22 protein-coding genes are annotated in these 24,454 nt (G+C 68.0%); 8 read left to right on the forward strand and 14 right to left on the reverse strand.

The genetic code is table 11. The annotated features are described in order from the left end of the window. Positions 1-275: 275 nt before the first annotated feature. The 6 genes from FCF25_RS06225 to FCF25_RS06250 form a co-directional block, all read right to left on the reverse strand. Positions 276-980: an ABC transporter ATP-binding protein gene (locus FCF25_RS06225; RefSeq protein WP_137047721.1), complete on the reverse strand. Its 705-nt coding sequence runs from the start codon at positions 978-980 to the stop codon at positions 276-278. 187 nt (positions 981-1,167) lie between these two features. After that, positions 1,168-1,923 carry an ABC transporter ATP-binding protein gene (locus FCF25_RS06230; protein ID WP_137047723.1) on the reverse strand — a complete coding sequence of 252 codons (756 nt, stop codon included), beginning with the start codon at positions 1,921-1,923 and terminating at the stop codon, positions 1,168-1,170. Next, a complete protein-coding gene (locus FCF25_RS06235; RefSeq protein WP_137047725.1) occupies positions 1,920-2,963 on the reverse strand; it encodes a branched-chain amino acid ABC transporter permease in 1,044 nt (347 codons plus the stop codon). Before FCF25_RS06235 ends, FCF25_RS06230 begins: the two co-directional genes overlap by 4 nt. Further along, positions 2,960-3,874, reverse strand: coding sequence for a branched-chain amino acid ABC transporter permease (locus tag FCF25_RS06240; RefSeq protein ID WP_117593972.1), 915 nt, complete (start codon positions 3,872-3,874; stop codon positions 2,960-2,962). Before FCF25_RS06240 ends, FCF25_RS06235 begins: the two co-directional genes overlap by 4 nt. A gap of 3 nt (positions 3,875-3,877) precedes the next feature. Further along, the gene (locus tag FCF25_RS06245) at positions 3,878-5,185 is read right to left on the reverse strand and encodes an ABC transporter substrate-binding protein (protein WP_117593970.1); all 1,308 of its coding nucleotides are present in this window, start codon (positions 5,183-5,185) and stop codon (positions 3,878-3,880) included. 331 nt (positions 5,186-5,516) lie between these two features. Further along, positions 5,517-6,695: an FAD-binding oxidoreductase gene (locus FCF25_RS06250; protein ID WP_137047727.1), complete on the reverse strand. Its 1,179-nt coding sequence runs from the start codon at positions 6,693-6,695 to the stop codon at positions 5,517-5,519. A 96-nt stretch (positions 6,696-6,791) separates the two neighbouring features. On the opposite strand from FCF25_RS06250, the gene FCF25_RS06255 reads away from it, so the two are divergent. Next, positions 6,792-7,793 carry an ornithine cyclodeaminase family protein gene (locus tag FCF25_RS06255; protein WP_137047728.1) on the forward strand — a complete coding sequence of 334 codons (1,002 nt, stop codon included), beginning with the start codon at positions 6,792-6,794 and terminating at the stop codon, positions 7,791-7,793. Between the two features lie 27 nt (positions 7,794-7,820). On the opposite strand, the gene FCF25_RS06260 is transcribed toward FCF25_RS06255, so the two are convergent. From FCF25_RS06260 to FCF25_RS06275, 4 genes are all read right to left on the reverse strand, one after another. Beyond that, positions 7,821-8,186, reverse strand: a complete 366-nt coding sequence (locus FCF25_RS06260) for a hypothetical protein (protein WP_117593965.1) — start codon at positions 8,184-8,186, stop codon at positions 7,821-7,823. A gap of 85 nt (positions 8,187-8,271) precedes the next feature. Beyond that, positions 8,272-9,933 (reverse strand): tryptophan--tRNA ligase, encoded by a 1,662-nt coding sequence (locus tag FCF25_RS06265; RefSeq protein WP_137047730.1) that lies wholly within the window; start codon positions 9,931-9,933, stop codon positions 8,272-8,274. A 62-nt stretch (positions 9,934-9,995) separates the two neighbouring features. Beyond that, complete coding sequence (gene endA / locus FCF25_RS06270; protein WP_117593960.1) at positions 9,996-11,051, reverse strand: tRNA-intron lyase; 1,056 nt, start codon at positions 11,049-11,051, stop codon at positions 9,996-9,998. Between the two features lie 66 nt (positions 11,052-11,117). Further along, a complete protein-coding gene (locus FCF25_RS06275) occupies positions 11,118-11,867 on the reverse strand; it encodes a topoisomerase DNA-binding C4 zinc finger domain-containing protein (protein ID WP_117593959.1) in 750 nt (249 codons plus the stop codon). Positions 11,868-12,013: 146 nt separating this feature from the next. Here FCF25_RS06275 and FCF25_RS06280 point away from each other — a divergent pair, with 146 nt between their 5' ends. The 3 genes from FCF25_RS06280 to FCF25_RS06290 all read left to right on the forward strand — a co-directional run bounded on the left by FCF25_RS06280 (position 12,014) and on the right by FCF25_RS06290 (position 14,625). Beyond that, entirely contained in the window at positions 12,014-13,099 is a 1,086-nt protein-coding gene (locus FCF25_RS06280) for an ABC transporter ATP-binding protein (protein ID WP_217353099.1), read from the forward strand. Then, complete coding sequence (locus tag FCF25_RS06285; protein ID WP_137047732.1) at positions 13,092-13,955, forward strand: ABC transporter permease subunit; 864 nt, start codon at positions 13,092-13,094, stop codon at positions 13,953-13,955. The genes FCF25_RS06280 and FCF25_RS06285 overlap by 8 nt, the downstream gene beginning before the upstream one ends. Positions 13,956-14,028: 73 nt before the next feature. Continuing rightward, positions 14,029-14,625, forward strand: a complete 597-nt coding sequence (locus FCF25_RS06290; protein WP_137047734.1) for a TetR/AcrR family transcriptional regulator — start codon at positions 14,029-14,031, stop codon at positions 14,623-14,625. Between the two features lie 52 nt (positions 14,626-14,677). On the opposite strand, the gene FCF25_RS15965 is transcribed toward FCF25_RS06290, so the two are convergent. After that, positions 14,678-15,838 carry a PGF-CTERM sorting domain-containing protein gene (locus FCF25_RS15965; RefSeq protein WP_305794153.1) on the reverse strand — a complete coding sequence of 387 codons (1,161 nt, stop codon included), beginning with the start codon at positions 15,836-15,838 and terminating at the stop codon, positions 14,678-14,680. A gap of 262 nt (positions 15,839-16,100) precedes the next feature. Here FCF25_RS15965 and FCF25_RS06310 point away from each other — a divergent pair, with 262 nt between their 5' ends. Then, positions 16,101-16,757, forward strand: coding sequence for an HAD family phosphatase (locus FCF25_RS06310; protein ID WP_137047735.1), 657 nt, complete (start codon positions 16,101-16,103; stop codon positions 16,755-16,757). 23 nt (positions 16,758-16,780) lie between these two features. Here FCF25_RS06310 and FCF25_RS06315 read toward each other — a convergent pair whose 3' ends face one another. The 3 genes from FCF25_RS06315 to FCF25_RS06325 form a co-directional block, all read right to left on the reverse strand. Beyond that, positions 16,781-19,117 carry a DEAD/DEAH box helicase gene (locus FCF25_RS06315; protein WP_137047737.1) on the reverse strand — a complete coding sequence of 779 codons (2,337 nt, stop codon included), beginning with the start codon at positions 19,115-19,117 and terminating at the stop codon, positions 16,781-16,783. A gap of 119 nt (positions 19,118-19,236) precedes the next feature. Next, complete coding sequence (locus tag FCF25_RS06320; RefSeq protein WP_117593947.1) at positions 19,237-20,643, reverse strand: MATE family efflux transporter; 1,407 nt, start codon at positions 20,641-20,643, stop codon at positions 19,237-19,239. Between the two features lie 110 nt (positions 20,644-20,753). Next, positions 20,754-21,425, reverse strand: coding sequence for a helix-turn-helix domain-containing protein (locus FCF25_RS06325; RefSeq protein ID WP_137047739.1), 672 nt, complete (start codon positions 21,423-21,425; stop codon positions 20,754-20,756). A 178-nt stretch (positions 21,426-21,603) separates the two neighbouring features. Here FCF25_RS06325 and FCF25_RS06330 point away from each other — a divergent pair, with 178 nt between their 5' ends. From FCF25_RS06330 to otsB, 3 genes are read left to right on the forward strand one after another with little or no spacing between them, the layout of a single operon-like run. Beyond that, positions 21,604-22,035 (forward strand): hypothetical protein, encoded by a 432-nt coding sequence (locus tag FCF25_RS06330; RefSeq protein ID WP_137047741.1) that lies wholly within the window; start codon positions 21,604-21,606, stop codon positions 22,033-22,035. Then, a complete protein-coding gene (locus tag FCF25_RS06335) occupies positions 22,032-23,570 on the forward strand; it encodes a trehalose-6-phosphate synthase (RefSeq protein ID WP_117593941.1) in 1,539 nt (512 codons plus the stop codon). Before FCF25_RS06330 ends, FCF25_RS06335 begins: the two co-directional genes overlap by 4 nt. After that, positions 23,567-24,415: a trehalose-phosphatase gene (gene otsB / locus FCF25_RS06340; RefSeq protein ID WP_217353100.1), complete on the forward strand. Its 849-nt coding sequence runs from the start codon at positions 23,567-23,569 to the stop codon at positions 24,413-24,415. The genes FCF25_RS06335 and otsB overlap by 4 nt, the downstream gene beginning before the upstream one ends. Positions 24,416-24,454 lie beyond the last annotated feature (39 nt).

Below are 24,454 nucleotides of genomic sequence, written 5' to 3' on the forward strand. Positions count from 1 at the left end.
TTTCGTCGCCGCCGACGCCCCTCGCGCCGGCGGGGAGTCCGCCGCTCTCAGGCGGCCGTAAAGAAGAAACCGAACCCGCGAAGCGACTGCGCTGGGCGTCTCCTCTGTCCGAGTCGGGTTCGGATACCATGTGCGAGAGGTTGTGACACCGAGTAAAAGCGTTGCGAGGTCGACGGGTGAGCGGTGTGGTCGACAGGAGAGCAGCGTGGTCGACGTGAGAGCGACGGGAGAGTGCCCGCGAGCGGCGCGAACGTATCCGCGAGCGACGAGTCGAATCAGCCGCCGAGGAACTGGCGGCGGACCTCCTCGTCGTTCAGCAGCGCGTCGCCGGCGTCCTCGTAGCGGTTCTCGCCGCTCGCGAGCACGTAACCGCGGTCACAGCGCCGTAGCGCCTCCTTCGCGTTCTGCTCGACCATCAGCACGGCCGTCCCCGCCTCGTTGACCGCGTCGATGCGGTCGAACATCTCGTCGACGAGGTCCGGCGCGAGACCGGCGGAGGGCTCGTCCAACAGGAGGAGATCCGGGTCGAGCATCAGCGCACAGCCCATCGCGAGCATCTGCTGCTGTCCGCCGGAGAGCGCGCCCGCGGTCTCGTCGAGGCGGTCGGCGAGAACCGGAAACCGGTCGAACACGGCCTCGCGGCGCTCCTCCGGCGTGCCGTCGAGGATGTACGCGCCGATTCGGAGGTTCTCCGCGACGGTGAGCGAGGGGAAGACGTTCGCGGTCTGCGGGACGTAGCTCAACCCCTGACGGATGACGGTTTCGGGCGGGAGTTCCGCGATGTCGGCGCCGTCGAACGTGATTGAGCCGCCCATCCGGTCGGCGATGCCGAAGATAGCCTTCATCGCCGTGGACTTACCGGCGCCGTTCGGACCGACGACGGCGACGTACTCGCCGGAGTCGACCCGGAGGTCGACACCCGACAACACCTGCAGGTCGCCGTAGCCGGCGTCGAGATTCGAGACGTCGAGCAGGCTCACGCCGCCACCCCCGTCGGCCGTCGGTCGGTGTTCGGCCGTCGGTCGTTACCCGTCCGGCGGTCGTTTCCCGGCTGCCGGTCGGTGACCGACCGGCGGCCGCCAGTTCGGCTGTTCGTCCAGCGACCGGTGACGCAGCGCCGGCACGGACGAATCGTCGTACTGTCGTCTGTATCGTGTTCCTGCATGCTCACTCTCCAAGGTAGGCGTCGATGACGCGCTCGTCGGACAGCACCGCCTCGGGCTCCCCCTCGACGAGGAGGCTCCCCTGCTGTAGGACGACGAGGCGGTCGACGAGTTCGGTCAGCGTCTCGAGTTCGTGTTCGATGACGACGACGGTCATCCCCTCGTCGTTGAGGTCGCGGATTCGGTCCGCAATCTCGCGGGTCAGCGTGGGGTTGACCCCCGCGAACGGTTCGTCCAGCAGGAGCAGCTCCGGTTCGAGCATCAACACCCGAGCCAGCTCCAGCAGTTTTCGCTGGCCGCCGGAGAGGTTGCTGCTGTACTCGTCGGCCAGGTGGCCGAGTTCGAACGCCTCGATGAGTTCGTCCGCGCGCTCGCGGACCTGACGCTCGCGCTCCCGCATCGAGTCGGTGTGCAGGAGGGCGGGGACGGTGCGTTCGCCCGGTTGGTCGGGCGCAGCGAGGCGTACGTTGTCCCGGACGGTCATCGTCTCCAGTTCCCGCGTGAGCTGGAAGGTGCGGACCATGCCGGCTCGGGCCAGGAGCTCCGGCGAGTCGCCGGTCACGTCCTCGCCGTTCAGAGTGACGCGACCGCTGTCGGGCGCTACGACGCCGCTCACGCAGTTGAAGAACGTCGACTTGCCGGCGCCGTTCGGTCCCATCACCCCGACGAGTTCCCCTCGGTCGACCGACAGTGACAGTTCGTCGAGCGCGCGAAGGCCGCCGAACTCCTTGACGAGACCGTCGGCGCGGAGTAGGCTCACGAGTCCACCCCCAGCTCTCTGGCGTCGCCCCAGATGCCGGCCGGCCGGTAGCGGATGATCGCCACCAGAATCAGTCCGATTACGACGAGGCGAACGGAAGCGAACGCGTCGGCGGAGAGGGGCGCGACGTCGAGAGCGAAGCGCGACACCAGACGGAGACCCATGATGACCGCGAGCCCCGCCAACACCGCGCGGTGGTTCGACGCGCCGCCGAGCAGCATCCCGATCCACACCGTCACCGTCACGTTGATAGTGAAGAAGCCGGGCGAGATCGCGCCGGTGTAGAGCGCGAACAGACCGCCGGCGAACCCCGCGAGCGCGGCGCCGTAGACGAACGCCTGCATCTTGTAGGTGAACACGGACTTCCCGACCGAGCGGGTGACGAGTTCGTCGGCGCGGATCGCCCGCAACACCCGGCCGTACGGCGCCTCGGTCAACCGAGTCACCAGAGCGAACGCGAACGCGGTGATGCCGCCGAACAGCAGCAGCGTGGCCACGAGCGTGGTGTCGCCGTCGCCGGCGAGGTCCGCAATCGGCTGCGGAACGCCGAGAATGCCCGTGTCGCCCCCGAAGATTCCCCGGAAGTTGGCGAACAGCGTGTGGAAGATCTCCGCAGTCGCGAGCGTGACGATGGCCAGAAAGTCGTCGCGCAGTCGGAGTGAAGTGGCCCCGACGGTCGCGCCGAGGAGCGCCGCGACGAGGACGCCGGCCACCAGCGCCAGCGGCCACGGGTAGCCCAAACTGAGGCCGGCGAAGGAGTCCTGCGCGGACAGCATCGCGACGGTGTACGCGCCGACGGCGAAGAACACCACGTGGCCGAAGTTGACCAGCCCGGTGTGGCCGTACTGGAGGTCGAGTCCCAGCACCAACATCCCGTACACGACGAAGAGGATGCCGACCTCGAAGAAGACGTACAACGCGCCGGGTACCGACGCCACCAGCGGCGTCAGCGCGAACAGCGCGGCCAGCAGAACGCAGCCGGCGCCGAACAGGAACGCCCGCCCGGAGTCGTCCTCGGGGAGGCGGTCGGCGAGGCTCACGCCTCCCGCACCTCCTGGCCCGCGATGCCGCTCGGCTTGACGAGCAGGACGACTATGAGAATGAGGAACGCCACCGCCGAGGAGATACCGGTCATCCCCGTGGGGAGAAACGCGACGGAGAGCGCCAGAACCAGTCCGATGATGTAGGAACCGGCGATCGCGCCGTAAACGCTCCCGGCGCCGCCGAGGATGGCTGCCGACAGGATCTGCAGAATGTAACTGAAGCCCGTGTCGGCGTTGACGTTGGTCTGGATGCCGACGAGCACGCCCGCAAGCGCCGCGAGCACCCCGGCCAGTATCCAGACGCTGTCTCGAATCCGTTGGGTGTCGATGCCGCGGACCCGCGCGAGGCTCTCGTTGTCCCCCATCGCGCGCATGGCGATGCCGACGTCGGTTCGTGTCAACAGCGCGTGGAGCGCGAGGAAGACGACGAGCGCGCTCACGACGACGACGAGTTGCTGGGAGGTGACGAACACGTCGCCTAGGAGGTTCACTGGGCCGACCGGAAGCTCCGGCAGGCCGTCGAACCGGTAGGTCGTGGTCTCGGTGTCGAAGTAGCGAGCGCTCCGGCCGGCCGAGAGGCGGATGGCGTTTCGAAGCGCCAGTCCGAGACCGATAGACGTCAGCAGCATCGGCACCGGGCCGGTGTCGTTGATCGGCGTGAAGAACGCGCGAGCGAGGACGAGGCTGACGAGACCGCCGCCCGCCATCGCCACGACCGCCGCGACCGGCAGCGGCAGCGGGAGCACACCGACGGTGAGGATGGCGATGAACGCGCCGACGGTGAGGTACTCGCCGTAGGCGAAGTTGATCATGTTCACGATACCGTATATCAGCGTGAATCCGATGGCGGCGATGGCGATGTACGAGCCCGTAACCAGGCCGAAGACGAGGTTCTGTGCGAGCCCCATAGATCAGTATTCGTCCTCGGGGACGAGTTCGCGCACGTCCTCGGCGGAGATGGTCGCCTCCTCGGAGAACTCACCGCCGCGTGCGGCGCTTATCACCACCGGGCCGAACACGTTTCCGAAGTTAGTGAAGCTCGCCGGCGTCGCAGCGCCCTGGTAGCTGATCTCGTCGCCGTTGGCCAGCGCCTCCTTCCCCTCCGCGAACGTGGCGACCTCGGTTCCGCCGTCGCGGCTGACCGGACCCAGATTCCGTTCGATGGCCTCGGGGGTCGCCTCGCCGGCCCGCTCGACGGCCAGCGCGGTCAGCTGTATGGCGTCCCACGCCGGCGGCGTCCACCCGTTGATCTCGGCGTCGCCGCCCTCCTCGTACGCGTCGAGGAACGCGTCGTAGGACGGTCCACCCATGCCGGGACTGGCCGCCCACGCGCCGTCGAGGTCGCTGCCGACCTGTTCGGCGAGGTCGTTCTGGGCGAGTGGGTCCGAGAGAATCGGTTGGCGGCCGTAGCCGCCGTCGGCCCAGTCGCTCAACAGCGTAATCGCGTCCTCGAGCGGGATGCTCACCGCGAACGCGCTGAAATCGGACTGGAACAGGCGGTCGAGCGCGGACTGGTAGTTTGACTCGCCCAGGCTGACCTCGACCTGCTCTGCGACGGTGCCGCCGCCCTCCTCGTAGGCGCTGATGAAGCCGTCCGCCCAGCTTCGCGCCCCCTCGGTGTTGCCGTTGATGACGCCGACGGTGTCGTGGTCCTGGTCGAGCGCGCGCCGGGCGCCGCCGCCGGTGTGGACCGTGTCGCCGATGACGGTCCGCCAGACCCAGCCGTCGTCGTCGAGGTTCTCCGGAGTTCCCTTGTCGCCGCCTTGCGTGTCGAGGAAGCTCGACCCGGGCCACGGCGTTACGATCGGCGTCGCCTGCTCCTGCAGGAAGTCGAACAGCGGGTTGATCTCGCTGGAGAACAGCCCCAGTATCGCCGCGGCGTCGTCGTTTTCGATCAACTGCGTCACCACCGACCGCGCCTCTTGGGGGTTGACGGCGGTGTCGCGGCGGGACACCTCGAGCTCCCTGTCCAAGGGTCCCCCGGCGTCGTTGATCTGCTGGAGGGCGACGTCGGTCGCCTGCGAGACGCCCGGCTGGAGGAAGTCCCACTGCCCGGTCAGCGCCGCCGGCTGTCCGAACACGATGGGGCCCGACCCGCCGCCGCCGCCGCTGCTGTTGCCCCCGAATCCGACACAGCCCGCCGTAGCGACGAGTCCGCTCGTCCCGGTGACTTTGAGAAATGCCCTCCGATTTACGCGGTTCGTGTTATTAGATACCATGGGAGTGGCTACTCTTTACCACATCAGGTTATATATCTAACCGTCCGCAGTCTGGGCATCGTGTCGGCACGAGTTCAGCTTCGGCAACTCCGCCGATTCGTCGAGAACGTCCGGCTCGTCGACTCCGCTGAGCCGTCGAGAACGTCCGGCTCGTCGACTCCGCCGACCCGTCGAAAAGGCTCGGCTCGGGCACTCGCCTCCCGGGATATCCCAGCCCCGACGGAACGCGGTCGAATCGAGGAGAGGCGACGACGAGGTCGAGCACCGTTTCGGAAGCGGGCGTCGTTCAGGTCTCCTCGGACGGGGAGGCGTCGTCCGAAGCGGGCCGCTGTCACGCCACGTTTCGTTCCGCGAGACCGCCGCCGCGTTCGAAACGGTCGCTTTCGAGCGCCGACACGTCGACGTGCGACGCTTCGCCGTCGAGACAGAGTTCGGCGACGACGCGGCCCGTCGCGGGCGCGTGCTGAAAGCCGTGGCCCGAGAAGCCGGCGGCGGTGATGACGCCCGGCGCGCTCTCCTCGACGATGGGATGGTGGTCGGGCGTCACGGCGTAGAGACCGGCCCACCCCCGGACGATGCGCGTCTCGGGGCCGAAGTAGTCCGCGCAGTCGCCGGCGCGCTCGACGGCCGTCACCGCCCAGTCGAGGTCCATCGACTCCGAGAACCGGTCGGGGTCGGCGTCGGGGTCGTCCTCGTCGAACTGCCCGCCGACGAGCGCCCGGCCCTCGCGTTCGGGACGGAAGTACGACCCCGTGTCGAGGTCGATGGTGAGCGGCTCGGCGTCCGCGACGGGGGTTTCGGGTTCGACGACGGCGATCTGTCGCCGCCGCGGCGAGATGGGGAGGTCGAGTCCGACCATCGCGGCCACCTCACCGGCCCACGCGCCCGCCGCGTTCACGACGTAATCGGCGTCAAGCGTCTCGGCTCCCCCCTCGTCCGACTCACCGCCCGTCTCGACGCGGAAGCGGCCTCCGGAGCCGGAACCGACGCGCTCGACCGACTCCACCGGCGTCTTCGTCTGGATATCGACGCCCGCCTCCCGGGCCGCGGTGGCGTACCCCTGCAGCGCGAGGTACGGGTCCGCGAAGCCGTCGAGCGGCGAGTAGGTGGCGGCGACGAACCGCTCGTGGCGGACGTGGGGCCACCGCTCGGCCACCTCCGCCGGCGAGAGGAGTTCGCTCTCCGCGCCGCAGTCGTTCTGCATCGCCACCTGCTCGCCGAACGCGTCGGCAGTGTCGCTCTCGCGGGCGAGAAACAGGTAGCCCGTCCGGTTGTAGGCGATATCGACGCCGAACCGCTCCTCGAACGACTCCCAGACCGGGAGGCTCGAAAGCGAGAGTTCGACGTTCACCCGCGTCGAGAACTGCGTCCGAATTCCCCCGGCGGAGCGGGCGGTGCTGCCGCCGCCGAGCGTCCCCGACTCGCAGACGGTGACCGCCGCGCCGCGGTCTGCGAGCGCGTACGCACAGGAGAGACCGACGATTCCGCCGCCGACGACGACTACGTGCATGGCGTGCGCATCGGTGTCGTAACACAAGCGTGTTTCGCCTTCGGCGGCGCACTCTGTCCGCGAAACGTTCACCACGCCGCCGGGAGAACTGCCGCCATGACTCCCAGCCCGGTTCGCGTGCTCTCGGACGACAACGTCTCCCAGTTACTCTCGCTCTCGGCGCTCCTCCCGGTCGTCGAAGCGGCGTTCGTCAAACAGGGCCGCGGCGAGGTCGAGCGCCCGCCGCGACCGCACTTCCCCGTCGGAACCGGCGAAACGGGTGAAAACCCCGCGGGAACGGCGCTGACGATGCCCGCGTACCTCCACGGTTCGGACACCTACGCGACGAAACTCGCGGCGGTCCACGGCGGCAACGCCGAACGCGACCTGCCGACCGTCAACGCGCAGATCGCGCTCACGGACGCGGAGACGGGACTCCCGCTGTCGTACATGGCCGGGACGCGCATCACGAACGCCCGAACTGGCTGTATCGGCGGTCTCTCGGCGAAGTATCTCGCGGCAGGCGACGAACCGATTCGGCTCGGCGTCGTCGGGGCGGGAACCCAGGCGCGGTGGCAGACCCGCGCCGTCGCGGCGGCGACAAACCTCGACTCGGTACGCATCTACTCGCCGAGCGAGTCTCGCGAAGCGTGCGCGGCGGACCTACGGGACGCGAACGAACTCGGCGGCGTCGACGTGCAAGCGGTGGAGACGCCCGAAGCGGCCGTCGCGGAGGCGAACGTCGTCGTCACCGCGACGACGAGCGAGGAACCGGTGTTTCCGGGGTCGGCGCTCGATTCGGGGACGCTCGTCGTCGCCGTCGGAGCCTACACCGCAGAGATGCGAGAACTCGACTCGGAGACGATGGAGCGCGCGGCGCGGGTGTTCGCGGACGTGCCCGAGGAGGCGGCGGAGACGGGCGACGTTTCCGGTGCTGGGCTGTCGGCGTCGGAGCTCACGCCGCTGTCGGACGTGTTCGAGGGGAAATCGGGGCGCGAGAGCAACGAGGAGATACTGGTGGTCGCGAGCGTCGGGACCGCGGTTCTGGACGCGGCGACGGCGGCGCACGTGTACGAGGCGGCGGAAGAGGAGGGCGCGGGAAGAGAAGTCGGATTGTAGCTGACTGGAGTCGCTGGCGGTCGACGCTCAGGGGGCGATGCGGCCGATGGTGAGGTCGTTGCGGTCGACGGTCACGTGCGACATCAGCGGCTCGGAACGAAATTCGACGGATTCGCTCAGTTCGGGACCGTTCTCGACGGCGGCTTCGACGGTGTAGACGCCCGTCCCGGGGTACACCTCGTCGACCGTCTGCTGACGCTCGTCGTGGTTCGACGGGACGGTGAACCGGCGGGAGAACAGTTCGTCCTCTCCCCGAGTGACTCGGACGCGTACGGTTCGGTCGTAGCCGGAGAAGTTTCGAATCCGAAGCTGTGGCGGCGGGTCGGCCGCGCAGCCGCCGAGTGCAGTCGAAACGACGGCGACACCCAGCCGGAGGACGTGTCGACGGTTCATTCGAAAAGCGCTAGAACGCGAATAAATATAATTTTAGCTGTAAATAAAGTGTATTGGGAAGTTCGAGCGTCGGGCGTCGACCCGCTCAGTGCTCGCCGCCGGGACCCCTTCGCTTCGAGTCGAGGTCGATATCCAGCGAGTCGAGCAGTTCCTCGGCCTCCTCGCGCTTCTCCTGGTGGTCTTCGAGGAACTCGTACATCAGTTCGGCCGCCTGCTCCTTGCAACCGCCGCAGAGACGTTCGCCGCCGACGCACTCGTCGTACACCTTCTTGGCGAACTCGTCGTCGTCGCCGGAGAGGAGGTAGGCGTACAGTTCGTAGACGGGACATTTGTCGGCCTCGCCGCCGAGTTCGCGCTGGAGTTCGGCCGTCTCGCGGCCGCCGGTCGTCGCCGACCGGACCTTGTCGTACCCCTCCTGCGGGTCGTCGAGCAGGCTGATGTGGCTCGCCGGAATCGACGAGGACATCTTCCCGCCGGTGAGGCCGGTCATGAACCGGTGGTAGATGGACGAGGGCGGCAGGAAGCCGTAGCCACCGTTCTCGATTTCGACCTGCCGGGCGAGTTCCTCGGCCTCCTCGGCGGAGAGTTCGAACGTGTCGACGTGCTCGTCGAAGACGCGCTTCTCGCCGTCGATGGCCTCGACGAGCGCGTCGAACGCTTCTTCGGTGGCGTTGCGGTCGAGGAACCGGACGCGCGGACGGAGGGGTTCCATCCCAGCCTCGTCGAGTTTCGCCCTCGCCGAGTCGACGGTGGCCGAGTCGACGACGACGCCGAGTTCGTCGAGCGTCTCGGGCGTCGCGTCCTCGAGGAACTCGGCGACGTGGACGCAGCGCAGGTCGTGGTCGTCGAATTCGGCGGGGTCCAGAGCGTCGTAACAGGCGGCGACCAGCGTCTTCTCCTGCTCGTCGAGTTCGAAGCTCGCGTAGGCTTCGGTGACGCCGAAGAAACGCATCCGGGAGGCGAGGTCGCGCGCGAGGCGGACGTGGGGGTCCTGGTCGGGGCCGACGGGGATGACCGTCGGCTTCGGCTCGTCCAACTGGGGGTAGAGGATGTCGGCCATCTGCGTGACGACCGACTGCATGTGGGAGACGCTCGTCTCGCCGCCGAAGCCGTAGATGGCCTCGAACTCCGAGAAGTTCGCTTTCGAGCCGAGTTCGAAGGCGAGGTCCTGCAGTTCGCGGTTGTCAGACTGCCGGTACAGGTCGCCCGCCTCGGCGTCGAAGCCGAGCGCGATGAGCGACAGCAGGTAGTCGCGGGCGTGTTCGTCGATCTCGCCCCACGAGAGGCCGCGCGCGGAGTGGGCTTCGAGGTCGGCGATGAGGCCGTAGGCGTCGCCGCCCTGCCGCTGGTGCCAGATTATCTCGTCGAAGACGAGTTTGTGCCCGATGTGGGGGTCGCCCGTCGGCATGAACCCCGACAGGACGGCGAACTCGTCGCCCTCGCGCATCGCTTCCGCGACGGGGCGGTAGTCGCGGTGGCCGAAGATGACGCCGCGGCGCATCAGGTAGTGGGGGTTCGGCACCTCGTCGAGCAGTTCGTCGAACTCCTCGATGCCGAACTCCTCGAACAGTTTGCGGTAGTCGGAGACGGTGGAGGAGCCCCACGGGTCGAGCGCGACATCGTCGGCTCCGGCAGTGTCCGTCTCTGTCTCGCCTCCGTCTGTTCGTGCGCGTTCGTCGTCGGATCGCGCCCTCGTCTCGGACAGTTCGGGCGTCTCGTGCGTCTCGGGGTCGGTGTCGCGTGTCATGGAAATCGAACTCGTGAACGTCGGTGTCCGTCAGTGAACCCGGTGAGGTCGGTCGCCGAAGATCACGGCGTCAGGCGAGCGACCGACAGCCACTCTATGCCTTCGTTGGCGTCGGTCAGCGCAAAAACCATTCGCTTCCGGACCCCGCCCGCGAGGCGAACGTCCAGCGAGAGGTCGCGCGGCGCGAAGACGTGGTCCGGCTGTACCACGCGAACGAGCGTCTCCGAGTGACCGAGGTCGTCGACGGAGTCGACGGTCGCGTACGTCCGGAAGTCCGCGCCGAACTTGAACCCCGTCTTCGGGACGACGTTTCGCTCGCGCAGCGCCTCGTACACGCGCAGTCGACGGTCGAAGCGCTCGCCCTCGACCGTTCGACCGCGCTCGACGACGGCGGCGTAGTCGTCGTCGGTGCCGAGCGAGAGCGCGCCGTCGGCGGCCAGCGACGCCGCTTCGAGCAGCGAGAGCTGAATCGCGTCCTCGATGGCCGCGTCGCGACCCGTCAGCGGTTGGCCGTAGAACCCCGACTCGAAGAGCTCTTCGGGCGCGTTCCAGCAGACCGCTCGGTCGTCGAGGAGGTCTCCCTTCAGATTCGTCGGCGGGTCGAACGCCGTTCCGCCGTCGTAGGTGTGCTCGGTCGCCTCCAGATACGTCAGTTCGCTCTCCTCGTCGACGACGGCGAACACGTAGCCGGCCATCTCGGCGGCGGCGACGGCGGCGCGTTCGCCGACGACGCGGACGCGGTGTTCGACGACGCCGTCGTCGGCGTCCTTCCCGCGGGGGAAGACGACGAAGTCGCAGGCGGAGTCGGCCGCGGCGTCGGTCTCGACCCAGGGGTCGCGAGCGGGCGAGAGATAGAACCCCCGCTCGCGGAGGTCCGCGTAGACGAGAAACTGGAGCGCAAACCGCGGCCTTTCATCGGCCGTCGAGACGAAGAACTCCCGGAAACCGCCGTCGTCGACGCTGTCGAGGTCGCCCCGATAGAGGAGGTGAGCGGCTTCGACCGGCGCGAGGTCAATCTCGTTGCCCCCGACCGGAGTGCCGTAGCCGCGCGCGTCGTGGAACTGCTGGCGAGCGTTCCCGCCGACGCGGACGGCGTCGTCGCGTACGTGGCCGTGCATACCCTACGGGCGGCGCGGCGACGACATAGGGCCTGCGGTCGGACAGCGTCGCCTCCCGACACCGGGTCAGGTCTCGGCTCGGAATCGCTCGCACGTGCCGTCGAGACAACGCCGGCCGCGCGCCGTCTCGAACACCGGGAGTCCGCAGTCGCAGTCGGCGACGACGACGCCCGCCGGAATCGTGAACGCGGTGTCACAGGCGGGATAGTCGTCGCAGCCGGCGAGCAGGGGACCGCCGCCCGCGCGCCGCACCCGGAGGTCCGACCCGCAGTCCGGACAGGTCCACTCGCGGTCGAACTCGTCGCGGACGAGGTCGTCCAGCGACTCGCACGAGTAGTCGATACAACACTCGAAGGTGGTTCCGCGTTCGACGCGCATCAGCGGGAGACCGCAGTCGTCGCACGTCTCGTCGAGCACCGCCGCTCCGGCCGGCAGCGAGTACGACGCTTCGCAGCCGAGACAGCGAACGTCGCCGCCGGCTCTGACGAGCGCGCCGCCGCAGGCGGGGCAGTCGCCGACCGGAATCCCGGCCGAAGTAGTGGGGTAGCTCGCGCGACCGGTCGCCTCGTTCGAGACGACGCGGAGCGTCTGGTCGTCGGTTCGGGCGGTGACAGCGAACCCGGCGTCGTCGGCTTCGACGGTGACGGCGTCGGCGCGGGTGAGCCACGCGACCGGTTGGTAGCCGTCGGCGTCGTGCACGAGAACGGTCCCGTCGGATTTGACGAGGACGACGACGTGCCCCCGCTGGGTTTGCTCGCGTGCGCCTTCGAACGTCGTGGTACAGTCGCCGGCGAAGAGTCGCGTCTCCTCGGACATACGCCGGGTTGGTCCCGTCATCGGATTTGAACGCTCGCCCGGCCGCCGCTCCGAGTCAGTTCCGCCGGTTTTCGGCGGAATAGACGCCTCAAAGCCGTAAAAACGAGCGGTTCATACGTTCGTGGGTTGTACTGTCACGGATAGCTATGCCAGCAATCGAACTCCGCGGCCTGACGAAACGCTACGGAGGCGGAAGCCGCCTCCTGCAACGGGGGCGACGCGGGCAGCGAGGACGGCGCGGGCAGCGCGGGCAGCGTGGACGGCGCGGACAACGAGGACGGCGTGGCCAGCGCGACGGCGAGGAGACGAGCGGAACGCTCGCCGTCGACGACCTCTCCTTCAGCGTCGAGTCGGGCGAGGTGTTCGGGTACCTCGGGCCGAACGGGGCCGGGAAGACGACGACCATCAGGACGCTGTTGGGCTTTCTGTCGCCCACCTCCGGGTCGGCGTCGGTGTTGGGCGCGGACGTGACCGACGAGTCGGCGCTGCTGGAGGTGAAGCGGCGCGTCGGCTACCTCCCGAGCGAAGTCGAGTACGACCCCGATGCGACGGGGCGCGAGATCATCGACTACCACGCGGCGTTGAAAGGGGATGTACGGAGCGAGGCGTTGCTCGAACTGTTCGACGCACCCGTCGAACGCCGCGTCGAGGAGTACTCAACCGGTAACAAGCGCAAACTCGGACTGGTGCTGGCGTTCATGCACGACCCCGAACTCGTCGTGATGGACGAGCCAACCGCGGGGTTAGACCCGCTGATGCAGGAGCGCTTCTACGACTTTCTCGCCGACGAGAAGGCCCGCGGTGTCACCGTGTTCTTCTCCTCGCACGTGCTCGCGGAGGTCCGCCGCGTCTGCGACCGGGTCGGCATCCTCCGTGACGGGCGACTCGTCGCGCTCGAAGACGTCGAGACGCTGCTGGACCGCAGCGGCAAACGCGTCCGGGTCCGAACCGCCGACACGCTCGACGCGGACGCGTTCGCCCTCGACGGCGTCCACGACCGCGAGCGGTACGACGAACGGGAACTGGCGTTCACCTTCACGGGCGAGTACGACGCCCTCCTGACCGAGCTGACGCGTCATTCGGTCGTCGACCTCGACGTCCGCGAAGCGCCGCTCGAAGACGTGTTCATGCGCTTCTACGGCGAGGTAGACGCGGGTGAGAACGGGGGCGAGGGCGAAGGCGAGAGCCCACGGCCGCAAACGGCGACGGCCGGAGGTGAGTTCGATGACTGACGCCGAGACGGGGGTCTCTGCGGAGTCCGAACTCGGGGGCGGTCGAACGGCGAGCGGGAACCGTCTCCTCGCCGTCGCGCGATACGAGGCCGGTCGGAAGGTTCGCGGGAGCGTCGCGCTCTCGGCGCTCCTCGCGCTCGTGACCGCGATGTACGTCGGTCTCTACCCCTCTATCACGTCCTCGGGCGTCGACCTGGACGCCTACATCCAGTCGTTGCCGCCGGCGTTCCAGGAGGCGTTCGGCGTCTCGACGCTCACCACCATCGAGGGGTTCCTCGCCGTCGAACTGTACCAGTTCGCGTGGGTGCTGCTGTTGGGCGTCTACTTCGCCTACAGCGCGGCGTCGCTCGTCGCCGACGACGTCGAACACGACCGGATGGACCTCCTCTTGTCGACGCCGACGCCGCGCGGAACCGTCGTCGTCGGCAAGTTCCTCTCGATGCTCGTGCCGATTCTCGTCGTCAACGCCGTCGTGTTCGCGGCCGTGTTCGTCGGAACGGCGCTCGTCGACGAGCCCATCGCCGTGATGGACCTGCTGGCCGCGCACGCGCTGTCGGTGCCGTACCTGCTCGCCTGTTCGGCCATCGGCCTCCTGCTGTCGGTGACGCTCGACCGGGCGAGCACGGCCCAGCGCGGTGCTATCGGCGTCGTTTTCGGGCTGTTCCTGTTGGAGACCGTCACCGCCAACACCGACTTCCAGTGGGTCGGCGCGCTCGCGCCGACGCGGTACTACGACCCGACGGCGATTCTCGTCGACGGCGAGTACGGCGTCGTCGGCGCGGCGGTGCTGCTCGGGGCCACCGCCGTCCTCGTGGCCGTGGCGCGGGCGTGGTTCCGACGGAGGGACCTCGCGTGAACTGCTCCGAGCGCCCTCGGGCGAATCCGGGTGAGAGACGACGCGGAGGACGCGGAGCGGCGGAGGCCGAGGAGTGAGAGGCTTCACCGACCCCGAGCGCGAGCGAATCGAGCGCGAACTCGTCGTCGCCGGACGCGAACTGTTCGCACAGTACGGTCTCGGGAAGACGACCATCGCCGAACTGACCGATTCGGTGGGCATCGCCCCGAGCACGTTCTACCAGTTCTTCGACTCGAAGGGGGCGCTCTACCTTCGCATCCTCGAAGGCGAGGGAGAGCGACTCGTCGGGACGCTCCACGAGTCGCTCTCGGACGTCGACGACGCCGAGTCCGGGGTTCGGACGCTGTTGGACGTACTCATGGGGGAACTGGAGACGAACCCGCTGGTTCGCGCACTCGTCAGCGAGGAGGAACTAGGTCGACTCCGGGCGCAGTTCACCGACGAGGCCGCTGCCGACGCCCGCGCGCAGAAGACGGCGTTGCTACGGTCGTTTATCGAGCAGTGGGAGCAGACGGGACTGCTGGCCGAGGAGGACCCGGACGTCGTCGCCGATGTCCTCCGCGCGGCGACGTTCGTGACGCTGTACCGCGAGGAGTTCGACGACTACGACCGGGTCCGCGACGCGCTCGTCGACGTCGTCGCCGTCGGAGTGACCGCCGACCGCCGGTAGGTCGACCGGGTGTGTCGACCTCCGCGAGCCGACCTCGTTATCGTCACCGGGCTCACTCACGCCGGAGCGCGAGCGCTGCAACCGCCAGCAGCGCCGCGAGCGCGACGCCGACCCCGAATCCGGGGACGCCCGTCGAACTCGTCGTCTCGGGTTCGTCGGTGGCGACCTGGGACTCGGTGACGGAGACGGTGGCGGTCTGATCGCCGACGCGAGCGGTGTGCTCGCCCGTCGCGAGGATGGTCCGGGTGAACTGAACCGTCACCGTCTCGCCCGCGGGAACGGTGACCGTCTTCACGTCCGCGATCTCACCGAACAGCCGGAGGCGGACGGTGTGGTTCGCCGGCTGCGGAGTCGGATTCTCGAGCGTCGCGACGAACGTCACCGGCTCGCCCGAGGGGACCGGCGATCGGCTCACCGAGAGGTTGACGACCCTGACGGCGTCCGAGGAGCTCTGATTCGGGTCGGCGGTCGTGGTGGGAGAGGGCGACTCGGTGGCCGTCGCGGTACTCGTCGACGTCGGTGTGTTCGTGGGAGTCGACGTGGCGGTACTCGTCGGGGTGGAAGTCGGCGTCGACGTAGGCGTACTCGTCGGAGTGGACGTCGGCGTCGACGTAGGTGTGCTCGTCGGAGTGGATGTCGGCGTCGACGTCGGCGTACTCGTCGGAGTGGAGGTCGGTGTGCTCGTCGGCGTCGACGTCGGCGTACTCGTCGGAGTGGAAGTCGGCGTCGACGTCGGCGTTTCCTGCTGTTCCGGCGTCGACTGTAACGAGTTCGCCTGCGACTCCGTCTCGGCTTCTATGGGCGCTCCGACGGCGGTCGACTCGTCATCCCCCTCGTCTGCCGCGGCGGCTCTGTCGTCCTCGTCGTCGGGGTTGTTGGCGTGGTCCGGCGGGCCGTTACCGTTTCCGTTGGACGCTGCGTTCCCCGGACCCTCGCTTTCGTCGTCCTCGTCGTCGCCGTCGTCGTCATCATCCTCGTCGTCACCATCGTCGTCGCCGTCACCGCCCTCGTCATCGTCGTCACCATCGTCCTCCTCATCGTCGTCTTCGTCCTCCTCGTCCTCTTCATCCTCGTCGTCACCCTCGACTTGCTGTGCCACGGAGTCGCCGTCCATCCCGGGGCCGAGCGCCGCCGACGACACTGCGGGCGAGAGCGAGACGGTCAAGCAGAGCAGCACGACGAGACAGACCGTTACGAGACGTGTTCGTGTCATTGATAGGGAGCGGTTGTTCGGCACGGGTCGCCGTACCGACCGGCAGTCAACTGTCGGAACGACCGTTGGCACGGGCTTTGTTATGGGCAACCCCACACCGTCGAACGGTCCCCAGAATCGCTTCGAGAGTGCGTCTCGTCCTCTGTCTCGGCTTTTTCGATAGAGAAATATTGTTGGGGAACACTGTCTCGGACGAACGAACGAGTAAGGGCGGCTTATCACGGCCCCCAGAGCTATCACTTCGGGCCGTGTCCTGAGCGGTATGGATGCGGTTCTGTTCGACATGGACGGAGTCATCGTCGACTCCGAGGAGTTCTGGCACGAGATCGAAGACGAGGTCATCTTCGCCGACGTCGTCGCCGGCGCGCCGCCACCCCGCGACGAGATTACGGGGATGAACTACCGCGAGATCTACGACTACCTCGCCGCCGAGTACGAGGTGACCGTCGACAAAGACGAGTTCGTCGCCATCTACCAGGACGCCGCCGAGGAGATTTACACCGAGAACGTCTCCGTGATGCCGCGGTTCGACGCGCTGCTGGACACGCTGCGGGACCGCGGCGTCGCCGTCGCTATCGTCTCCTCGTCGCCGCAGTCGTGGATAGCCATGGTCCGCGAGCGCTTCGGCATCGAGCCGCTGGACCTCGTGCTGAGCGCCGAGGACATCGACGGCCCCGGCAAGCCCGAGCCGGCTATCTACGAGACCGCCGCCGAGAGACTGCGTCTCGAGCCCGAAAACTGCGCCGTCGTCGAGGACTCGACCAACGGCGCGCGGTCGGCTCGGCGCGCCGGAACGTACGTCGTTGGCTACCGGACGGAGACGAACGCCGACGCCGACCTCTCGCCGGCCGACACGGTGGTCGAAGGGCCGACCGAACTCAGAAAGGAACTGCTCGCGCGGACCGACTCCGGGCGCTGAGCGGCGAAGAGGACGGGACGGAGCTACTCGACGACGACGGTCCGCGAGTCGACGACGGGCGCGAGCGGCAGTTCGGGAAACGCCGCTTCGACGCGGAACTCCAGTTCGTCCTGCGCGCCGAAGACGGCGACCGGAACCGTCGTCTGGTCCGAAAGATACGTCGTCTTCTGGCTCATCTCGACGCCGTTGACCGTGACGCGGAGCCCCGTCCGCGCCGCGCCGCCGACGTTTTTCACTGTCACCTCGCGCATCTCGCTTTCCCCTCTCGCGATGGACTCGGGGAACGCCCCCCACTCTATTTCGAGTCGCGGGAGCGACTTCGCTCGCTCGACGACGCGTTCGGCGACGCCGTCGGAGAGCCCCGCGCGGGTCAGTTCCTCGACGCCGGCGTCGACCACGTCCGCCGGCGACGCCAACCCCCCGGTCGCCAACTTGCTCGCGCGGGTCGGCCCGATGCCGTCGACGGCCGTCAGCGCCGCCGCGTCGCGGCTGACGCCGTGCTCGACTCTGGCTTCGATGCGCCGGGCGAGATTCGCCGCGCGCGGCCCGGCGAACTCGTCGAGGAACTCCCGCAGCGCCGCGAGCAGTCGCAGCGCGTTCTGTCTGATGACCCACGCGTCGCTTCTGAGGTCGGCTGGCGTCGACCCGGCCATCCCCGCGTGGAGGATGGCGAGCACTTTCCGGTTGCCGTCCTCGAGAGTCGTGTCGACGCCGGCGAGCACGGAGTCGACGGCGTCCTGCTCGGCCTGTCGCGCCGACACGCTGTCGAACTCAGACGCGCCCGCAACGGCCTCCAGCACGTCGTCGACGGCGATCCGGTCGCGCTCGGCGAGGTCCGCGAACCGCCGCGAGGTCTCCAACCGGAGGTAGTACTTGGAGGCGAGGCGGCCGAGCGTCGTCGGGTTCACGGCGAGACTCTCGTCGGTCTCGACGAAGCCGCGGTCGACGAGCGTCTCCAGCGTGTCGCGGACGCGGTCGCGGAGCCCCTCGAAGTCGTAGTCCGCCGGTTTCGACCCCGCACGGACGTAGTAGAAGGTCGTCTCCAGCCACGACATCACGTCGTCCAAGTCCGCGATGGTGCCCATCGCTATCTCGGCGTTGAGATGCGAGTCGAGGTCCGAGGCGAGCCGCGACTCTATCTCCTTGCCCTCCTCCAGGAGCCGTCGGTACTTGTCGGCGTCCCCGCGGTCGCAGACGACCCAGCCGTAGCCGACGTCGTCGTACCCGGGCCGCCCCGCGCGGCCGAGCATCTGGAGCACGTCGAGCGGACTGATATCCACGTCGCCCTCCAGCGGGTCGTGGTGTTTGGTGTCGCGGATGACGACGCAGCGGGCGGGGAGGTTGACGCCCCACGCCAGCGTCGACGTCGAGAAGAGGAGCTGAATCTTCCCCTCTTTGAACCACTTCTCGACTCTGTTGCGGTCCTCTTTGGCGAGGCCGGCGTGGTGGAAGCCCACGCCGTCGAGCACCGCCTTCCGGAGGCTGTCGTTCTTCAGTTCCTTCGCGTCGGTGTGGAAGTCGTAGTCGCCGCGGGAGCCGATAGGGACGTCTCGCTGTCCGATTTCGTCGCGCGCCTTGGCGGCGGCCATCACGGCGTCCTGTCTGGAGGCGACGAAGACGAGCGACTGGCCCCCGTCGCGGATGTGCGGTTCGGCCAAGTCGAGCGCGCGGTAGAGACGGCGGTACTTGTCCTGAAACGGGTTGTCGCCGGGGCTGTACGTCTGGACGTTCGCGTGCAGGTCGACCGGGCGGTAGTCGTCGCCGAACTCGAACGTCGTCTCGGGGACGGCGTCGAGCCACGCCGCCACGTCGCCGACGTTCGGCATCGTCGCCGAGAGCGCGACGACGCGCGGGTCGCAGATGCGGCGCAGCCGGGAGATGGTCACTTCGAGGACGCCGCCGCGGGACTCGGAGTCGAGCAGGTGGACCTCGTCGATGACGCAGCAGGAGACGTCGGAGATGAACGAGTAGCGCGCGGAGTCGTGTTTCCGCGTCGCCGAGTCGGTCTTCTCGGGCGTCATCACGAGGATGTCGGCGCGCTCGGCGCGGCGCGGGTTCAGGTCGCGCTCGCCGGTGACGACGTACACCGAGTAGCCCATCGACTCGAAGCGGTCCCACTCGGCTTCCTTCTCGTTCGTCAGCGCGCGAAGCGGGGCGACGAACAGCGCCGTCCCGCCGTCGCGCAGGCACTTGCAGATGGCGAGTTCGGCGAGGGCGGTCTTGCCGCTGGCGGTGGGCGCGCTCGCGACGAGGTTCTCGTCGCGCTCCATGATGGCGGGCAGCGCCTCCCGCTGCATCCGGTTGAACTCCTCGAACCCGAACGCGTCGGCGAACTCCGGTATCGCCTCGGCGACCTTCATTCGGCGCTCACCAACGAGTTCGGGCGGCGGGCCGACTGTGCCGAGGGACGCGACGAGCGGGTCATAGCCGGAATCCGGCGCCGCGGCGACAAAGGCGTTTCCTTACTCGAATCGTCCACTCAGTCGGCACCGCCGGAGCCGGCGGCGGCCGAGGCCGCACGCTCGAACATCCCGTCGCTCGTCGTGTAGTAGTAGTACGCACCCGCGCCGACGGCGGCGGCGACGTTCGAGAGCGTCACCGCCCAGAAGACGGCGGAGACGCCCACGTCGAACACGTAGACGCCGAGTGCGGCGACGGGCAGTCGAACCCCCCAGTACTGGACGAGCGAGACGACGAGACTCGTCTTCGTCTTCCGCGCGCCGTTGAAGCCGCCGAGAAAGATGTACGTCGCGCCGAGCGCCCAGTAGCCGAGCGCGAGAATCTGGAGGTACTGCACGCTCAGCGTGAGCGCGGCCTCCGAGACGTCGGGGACGAACAGCGTCGTCAGCGGCTCGGGGACGACCCACTGGACGGCGCCGACGAGACCCAGACCGACCGCGGCGATGGCGACGCCGGTCCACGTCGTCCGATTGGCGCGTTCGGGGTTCTCCGCGCCGAGATTCTGGCCGATGATGCTCTGAGAGGCCTGCTGGAGGCCGCCCGCGGGGATGAACGCGACACTGGCGATTCGAGCGCCGACGGTGTAGGCGACGAGTCCGGCCGCGCCGCCGGCGACGGCGACGATGCCGACGACGAAGACGCGGACGGCGTCCTGTGCGATGCGCTGACCGACCAGCGGTCCGCCGACGTCGAGAATCTCGCGGTACTCGGCGGGGTCGAAGCCGACGTCGGCCAGCGACAGCGAGAACGTGTCTCGCGGGCCGACCGCCAGCGCGACGGCGAGCGTCATCCCGGCGGCGAACCCCGCGACCGTCGCCAGCGCCGCTCCTTCGACGCCCAGCTCCGGGAACACCCAGAGGCCGAGGATGAGAAACGGGTCGAGAACGAGGTTCGTCACGACGGTGACGAGGGTGACGTAGAGGGCGGCGCGGGAGTCTCCCCACCCGGTGAACGCGCCTTCGAGCGTGTCGCTGACGGCGACGAACGGCATCCCGAGCGCGTACGTGGCGAGGTACACCGCCGCCATCCCGGCGAAGGCGGGGTCGGCACCGACGAGTCGCACGATGGAGGGTGCGGCGACGTACGTGACCGCGCCGACGACGAAGGCGAAGGCGAGCGCCATCGTCGTCCCGTGGAAGGCGACGCGTCTCGCGCCGGCGGCGTCGTCGCCGCCGACGCGCTGGGAGACGATGACCTGCGTGCCGACGAACGGCGCGAGGGTAACGAGGATGACGACGATGCTGATTATCGGGTAGTTCAGTCCGACGGCGGCGACGGCGTTCTCGCCGTAGCGGCCGAGCCAGAACACGTCGACCAGTTGCTGGACGACCTGCGTGAAGCTCTGGATGACGAGCGGGGCAGCGAGGACGACCAATGCACGGGATATCGACCCCTCCGTGATGTCCTCTGTCGTGAGGTCGAACATCGTATTATCGTTCTCTCATTCTTCATGCATAATAAATCTCTGCCGGTCCGTGAGTAACCGTCTCGAATTGTGGAATAAAACACTGTGTCGAAAAGAAGACGATTCCCGACTCAGGAGTCGTCACCGAACGACGAGTCGCCGACGCGGAGTGCGCTCTCGACGAGCGTCTTGTGACCGCGGCGGAGCCGTTCGGAGAGCGCCTGCTGGGAGACGCCCAAGTCGGCGGCGAGTTCGCTCATCGTCACGTCGCGCGGGACGTCGAAGTAGCCCCGCTCGGCCGCCGTCACGAGCGCGGTGTACTGGTTCTCCGTGAGTCCGAACTCGCCGCGACCCGTCGACTGCCTCAGGTCGTAGATGTTCTTGATGGAGAACGTCAGTCCCTTGTCGGTGCAGAACTCGTGGGTCGCAGAGAGCGCGTCCCGGGTCGGGAAGAGGATGCGGAGGTGCCACCGGGTTCCCTGTCCGTACATCTCCATGACCGTCCCGCCCTCGTCGAGGAGGACGTGCATGATGACGCGGATGTTGTCGACCCAGTTCATCCGGTAGAGCAGTTCGTCGTCGAGGTCGTCGAGCAGTTCGGCGTTCTCGATGCTCGGGTCCGCTTCCAGCGCCTCGGTCATCGTGTCGGCGTCGGTTCCGGAGACGCGGACGTACGGCATCACGTGGTCGGCGTCGTGGGCGGCGAGTCGGACGACCTCGAACTCCGCCTCCGGAACCGAGGAGAGTGCGTGACGAAGCGCGAACTCGTCTGCGGGGAATTCGACCTCCGCGATAGTGCTCATGTAGGGTCGGTCGGCGTGGACGGAATTGAACTTACTGGCGGACTCCTGCAACCGACGAGTATCGCCCGGCCGGACAGTCACGAAGACATATATTCACGATTGTTCTATGTGGTTGAAAGGGCGCGTATATACAGGCACAATCAGCATCCCCTTCGTCGGTGTGTTATAAAGTACCGTAATGGACGCGCTCAGAGAGTTTATCGAGGGACGAGTGCCGAACGAGTGGGTACGTGTGCCGGGCGAGGCGGTAGCGTTCGAACGAGACGGTCTCCGGGTGGAAATCGAACGGGTCGCGACGCCGCAGCGCTTCAGGCGGCGGTGGGAGATTCGGTGTCGCGAGTCCGCCGGGGAGGCGGTCGGCCAGCGGACGGTCCGATACGCCTCCTCCTGGGAGGGAGCGCTCGACGCGGTGTACGACTGCATGCGTCGACCGGAGGACGGAACGCCCGTCGGTGTCCTCTCCGACAGAAGCGTCGCGAGCACGACGACAGCGAAGTCGGACGCTCGAACCGCCACAAGCACCGCGAACGTCGCAAGCACCGCGAACGCCGCAAACACCGCGAACACCGCGAACACCACGAACGCGTCGCCGCGGGTGGAACGAGGATGAGCCCCGACGAATCCGAGTCGGCGGGCGTCGCCGACACGCCCATCGACGCCTTCGAGTCCTCTCTGGTGTTAGTCTCGAACCGCCAGCCGTACAGCCACCGCCACGAGGACGGCGAAATCGTCGTCGACCGCCCGGTCGGCGGCCTCACGGCCGGTTTAGACCCGGTGATGCAGCAGATAGACGGCACCTGGATCGCCTGGGGAGACGGCGACGCCGACGCCGAAGTGACCGACGAGAACGACTGCGTCCGCGTTCCGCCGGACGACCCCAGCTACACGCTCCGTCGGGTGTGGCTCTCCGACGACGCCGTCGACGAGTACTACTACGGCTACAGCAACCAGGTGCTGTGGCCGCTCTGTCACGACCTCGTCGGTAAAACGAACTTCGAGGACCGCTTCTGGTCGCGCTACCAGGAGGTCAACGAGCAGTTCGCCGAGGCCGTCGTCGAGCAGGCCGACGAGGAGTCGGTCGTCTGGTTCCAAGATTATCACCTCGCGCTCGCGCCTTCGCACGCGCGGAAGGCGCTGCCGGAGACGACGCTGTTTCAGTTCTGGCACATCCCGTGGCCGACGTGGGACACGTTCCGCGTCTGTCCGAACCGCCGCGAACTGCTCGACGGTCTGCTCGCAAACGACCTCATCGGCTTTCACACCGAGCGCTACGTCGAGAACTTCCTCGCCTGCGTGGACGCGTGCTTCGACGACGCCCGCGTCGATACCGACAGCGGTGAGGTCGAGTACGACGGCGAGACGACGCTCGTCCGCGCCTTCCCGCTCGGTGTCGACGCCGAGCGCATCGGCCGGTTGGCCGGCGAGCGAGACGAGTCGTTCTGGTCGGAGTTCAAAACCGAGTACGGGATTCCGGACGACTCCCGCGTCGCTGTCGGCGTCGACCGACTCGACTACACGAAAGGGATTCCCGAGCGCCTCGACGCGCTCTATCACCTGTTCGAGACGCGTCCCGAGTGGCGCGAGCGGCTGACGTACGTCCAGAAGGCGACCGAGAGCCGCTCCGACATCCCCGAGTACCAGCGCCTCCAGTCGGAAGTCGACGAGCGAATCGACCGCCTCAACGAGCGGTTCGCCACCGACTCCTGGCGGCCGGTCGTCCGCATCGACGAGCACCTGACGAATCCGGAACTGTACGGCCTGTACGCCCACAGCGACCTCGCGCTCGTCACGCCGGTGCGCGACGGGATGAACCTCGTCGCCAAGGAGTACGTCGCCGCGCAAGCCGACGGCGACACCGACGACGGGGTGCTGGTGCTGAGCCGGATGACGGGCGCGCACGGCGAACTCGGCGACACGGCGGTGACGATCGAGCCGTACGACGAAGCGATGCTGGCCGACAGGATAGAGGAGGCGCTGACGATGCCGGACCACGAGCGGGAGCGGCGGATGGACGCGCTCAGGGAGTCCGTGTTCGAAAACGACCTCGACACGTGGCTGGCGTCGCTTCTGGGCACCGTCCAGGGGCTTCGACGGATGAACACCGAGCAGACCGACGACCGAAACCGACAGGAGACGAAATCGTGAGCGACCCGAACGGTACGGAACGGTTCCGACCCGAGGACGGCGTGACGGAGACGATAGGCGTGCTCCAGACGCGGTTGCCCGACCACGAGGGGCTCCTGCTCTGTCTGGACTTCGACGGGACGCTCGCGCCCATCGTCGACGACCCCGAGGAGGCGACGATAACGCCGACGAACGCGGAGTTAGTCGAGCGGCTCCGCGGGGCTCCGGGGATAAAGCTCGCCGTCGTCAGCGGCCGCGGGCTCGAAGACGTGCGCGACCGCGTCGACGTGAGCGACGTCACCTACGCCGGTAACTACGGCATCGAGACCGACCACGGCGACGGCGACATCGAGGTCCACCCCGAGGCCGAGGCGGCCGAACCGGTCGTCGAGGAGGTGCGGACGCGGCTCGAAGACGAACTGGCCGACGAGGACGGCGTCGCCGTCGAAGACAAGCGCTGGACGACGACGGTCCACTTCCGACGCGCTCCCGACCGCGCCGAGGCGGTCACGGAGCGAGTCGAGGCGGTCGTCGACGAACACGGCGACGACCAGTTGGTGACGGCGTCTGGACGCGCCATCGTCGAGATAAAGCCCGACGTCGAGACGAACAAGGGCGAGGTCGTCGACGCGTTCGCCGCCGCGGCCGACGGCTACCTCCCGATGTACGTCGGCGACGACGTCGGCGACCGGTCGGCGTTCGAGGCTATCGCGTCCGCGGGCGGCGTGAGCGTCTACGTCGGCGACGAGGACATCGGCGCGACGGCGACCGTCGAGAGCCCCGAGGAGGTCGCGGCGCTGCTCCGGTGGCTCGCCGACGACGGCGTCTCCTACATCGGCGGGAACGACTCGGACCGACCGCAGTAGGTTCCGAACGACGCTCGACGTACCGACGACACCCCGAGT

The sequence above is a fragment of the Haloprofundus sp. MHR1 genome (genome assembly GCF_005155585.1).
Taxonomy (GTDB): domain Archaea; phylum Halobacteriota; class Halobacteria; order Halobacteriales; family Haloferacaceae; genus Haloprofundus; species Haloprofundus halophilus.

What these genes read in the sequence shown, in the direction of transcription:
- FCF25_RS06240 (WP_117593972.1), bottom strand. Translation starts at nt 3,874, where the DNA reads ATGGGGCTCGCACAGAACCTCGTCTTCGGCCTGGTTACGGGCTCGTAC.
- FCF25_RS06245 (WP_117593970.1), bottom strand. Translation starts at nt 5,185, where the DNA reads ATGGTATCTAATAACACGAACCGCGTAAATCGGAGGGCATTTCTCAAA.
- FCF25_RS06250 (WP_137047727.1), bottom strand. Translation starts at nt 6,695, where the DNA reads ATGCACGTAGTCGTCGTCGGCGGCGGAATCGTCGGTCTCTCCTGTGCG.
- FCF25_RS06255 (WP_137047728.1), top strand. Translation starts at nt 6,792, where the DNA reads ATGACTCCCAGCCCGGTTCGCGTGCTCTCGGACGACAACGTCTCCCAG.
- FCF25_RS06260 (WP_117593965.1), bottom strand. Translation starts at nt 8,186, where the DNA reads ATGAACCGTCGACACGTCCTCCGGCTGGGTGTCGCCGTCGTTTCGACT.
- FCF25_RS06265 (WP_137047730.1), bottom strand. Translation starts at nt 9,933, where the DNA reads ATGACACGCGACACCGACCCCGAGACGCACGAGACGCCCGAACTGTCC.
- endA (WP_117593960.1), bottom strand. Translation starts at nt 11,051, where the DNA reads ATGCACGGCCACGTACGCGACGACGCCGTCCGCGTCGGCGGGAACGCT.
- FCF25_RS06275 (WP_117593959.1), bottom strand. Translation starts at nt 11,867, where the DNA reads ATGTCCGAGGAGACGCGACTCTTCGCCGGCGACTGTACCACGACGTTC.
- FCF25_RS06280 (WP_217353099.1), top strand. Translation starts at nt 12,014, where the DNA reads ATGCCAGCAATCGAACTCCGCGGCCTGACGAAACGCTACGGAGGCGGA.
- FCF25_RS06285 (WP_137047732.1), top strand. Translation starts at nt 13,092, where the DNA reads ATGACTGACGCCGAGACGGGGGTCTCTGCGGAGTCCGAACTCGGGGGC.
- FCF25_RS15965 (WP_305794153.1), bottom strand. Translation starts at nt 15,838, where the DNA reads ATGACACGAACACGTCTCGTAACGGTCTGTCTCGTCGTGCTGCTCTGC.
- FCF25_RS06310 (WP_137047735.1), top strand. Translation starts at nt 16,101, where the DNA reads ATGGATGCGGTTCTGTTCGACATGGACGGAGTCATCGTCGACTCCGAG.
- FCF25_RS06315 (WP_137047737.1), bottom strand. Translation starts at nt 19,117, where the DNA reads ATGAAGGTCGCCGAGGCGATACCGGAGTTCGCCGACGCGTTCGGGTTC.
- FCF25_RS06320 (WP_117593947.1), bottom strand. Translation starts at nt 20,643, where the DNA reads ATGTTCGACCTCACGACAGAGGACATCACGGAGGGGTCGATATCCCGT.
- FCF25_RS06325 (WP_137047739.1), bottom strand. Translation starts at nt 21,425, where the DNA reads ATGAGCACTATCGCGGAGGTCGAATTCCCCGCAGACGAGTTCGCGCTT.
- FCF25_RS06330 (WP_137047741.1), top strand. Translation starts at nt 21,604, where the DNA reads ATGGACGCGCTCAGAGAGTTTATCGAGGGACGAGTGCCGAACGAGTGG.
- FCF25_RS06335 (WP_117593941.1), top strand. Translation starts at nt 22,032, where the DNA reads ATGAGCCCCGACGAATCCGAGTCGGCGGGCGTCGCCGACACGCCCATC.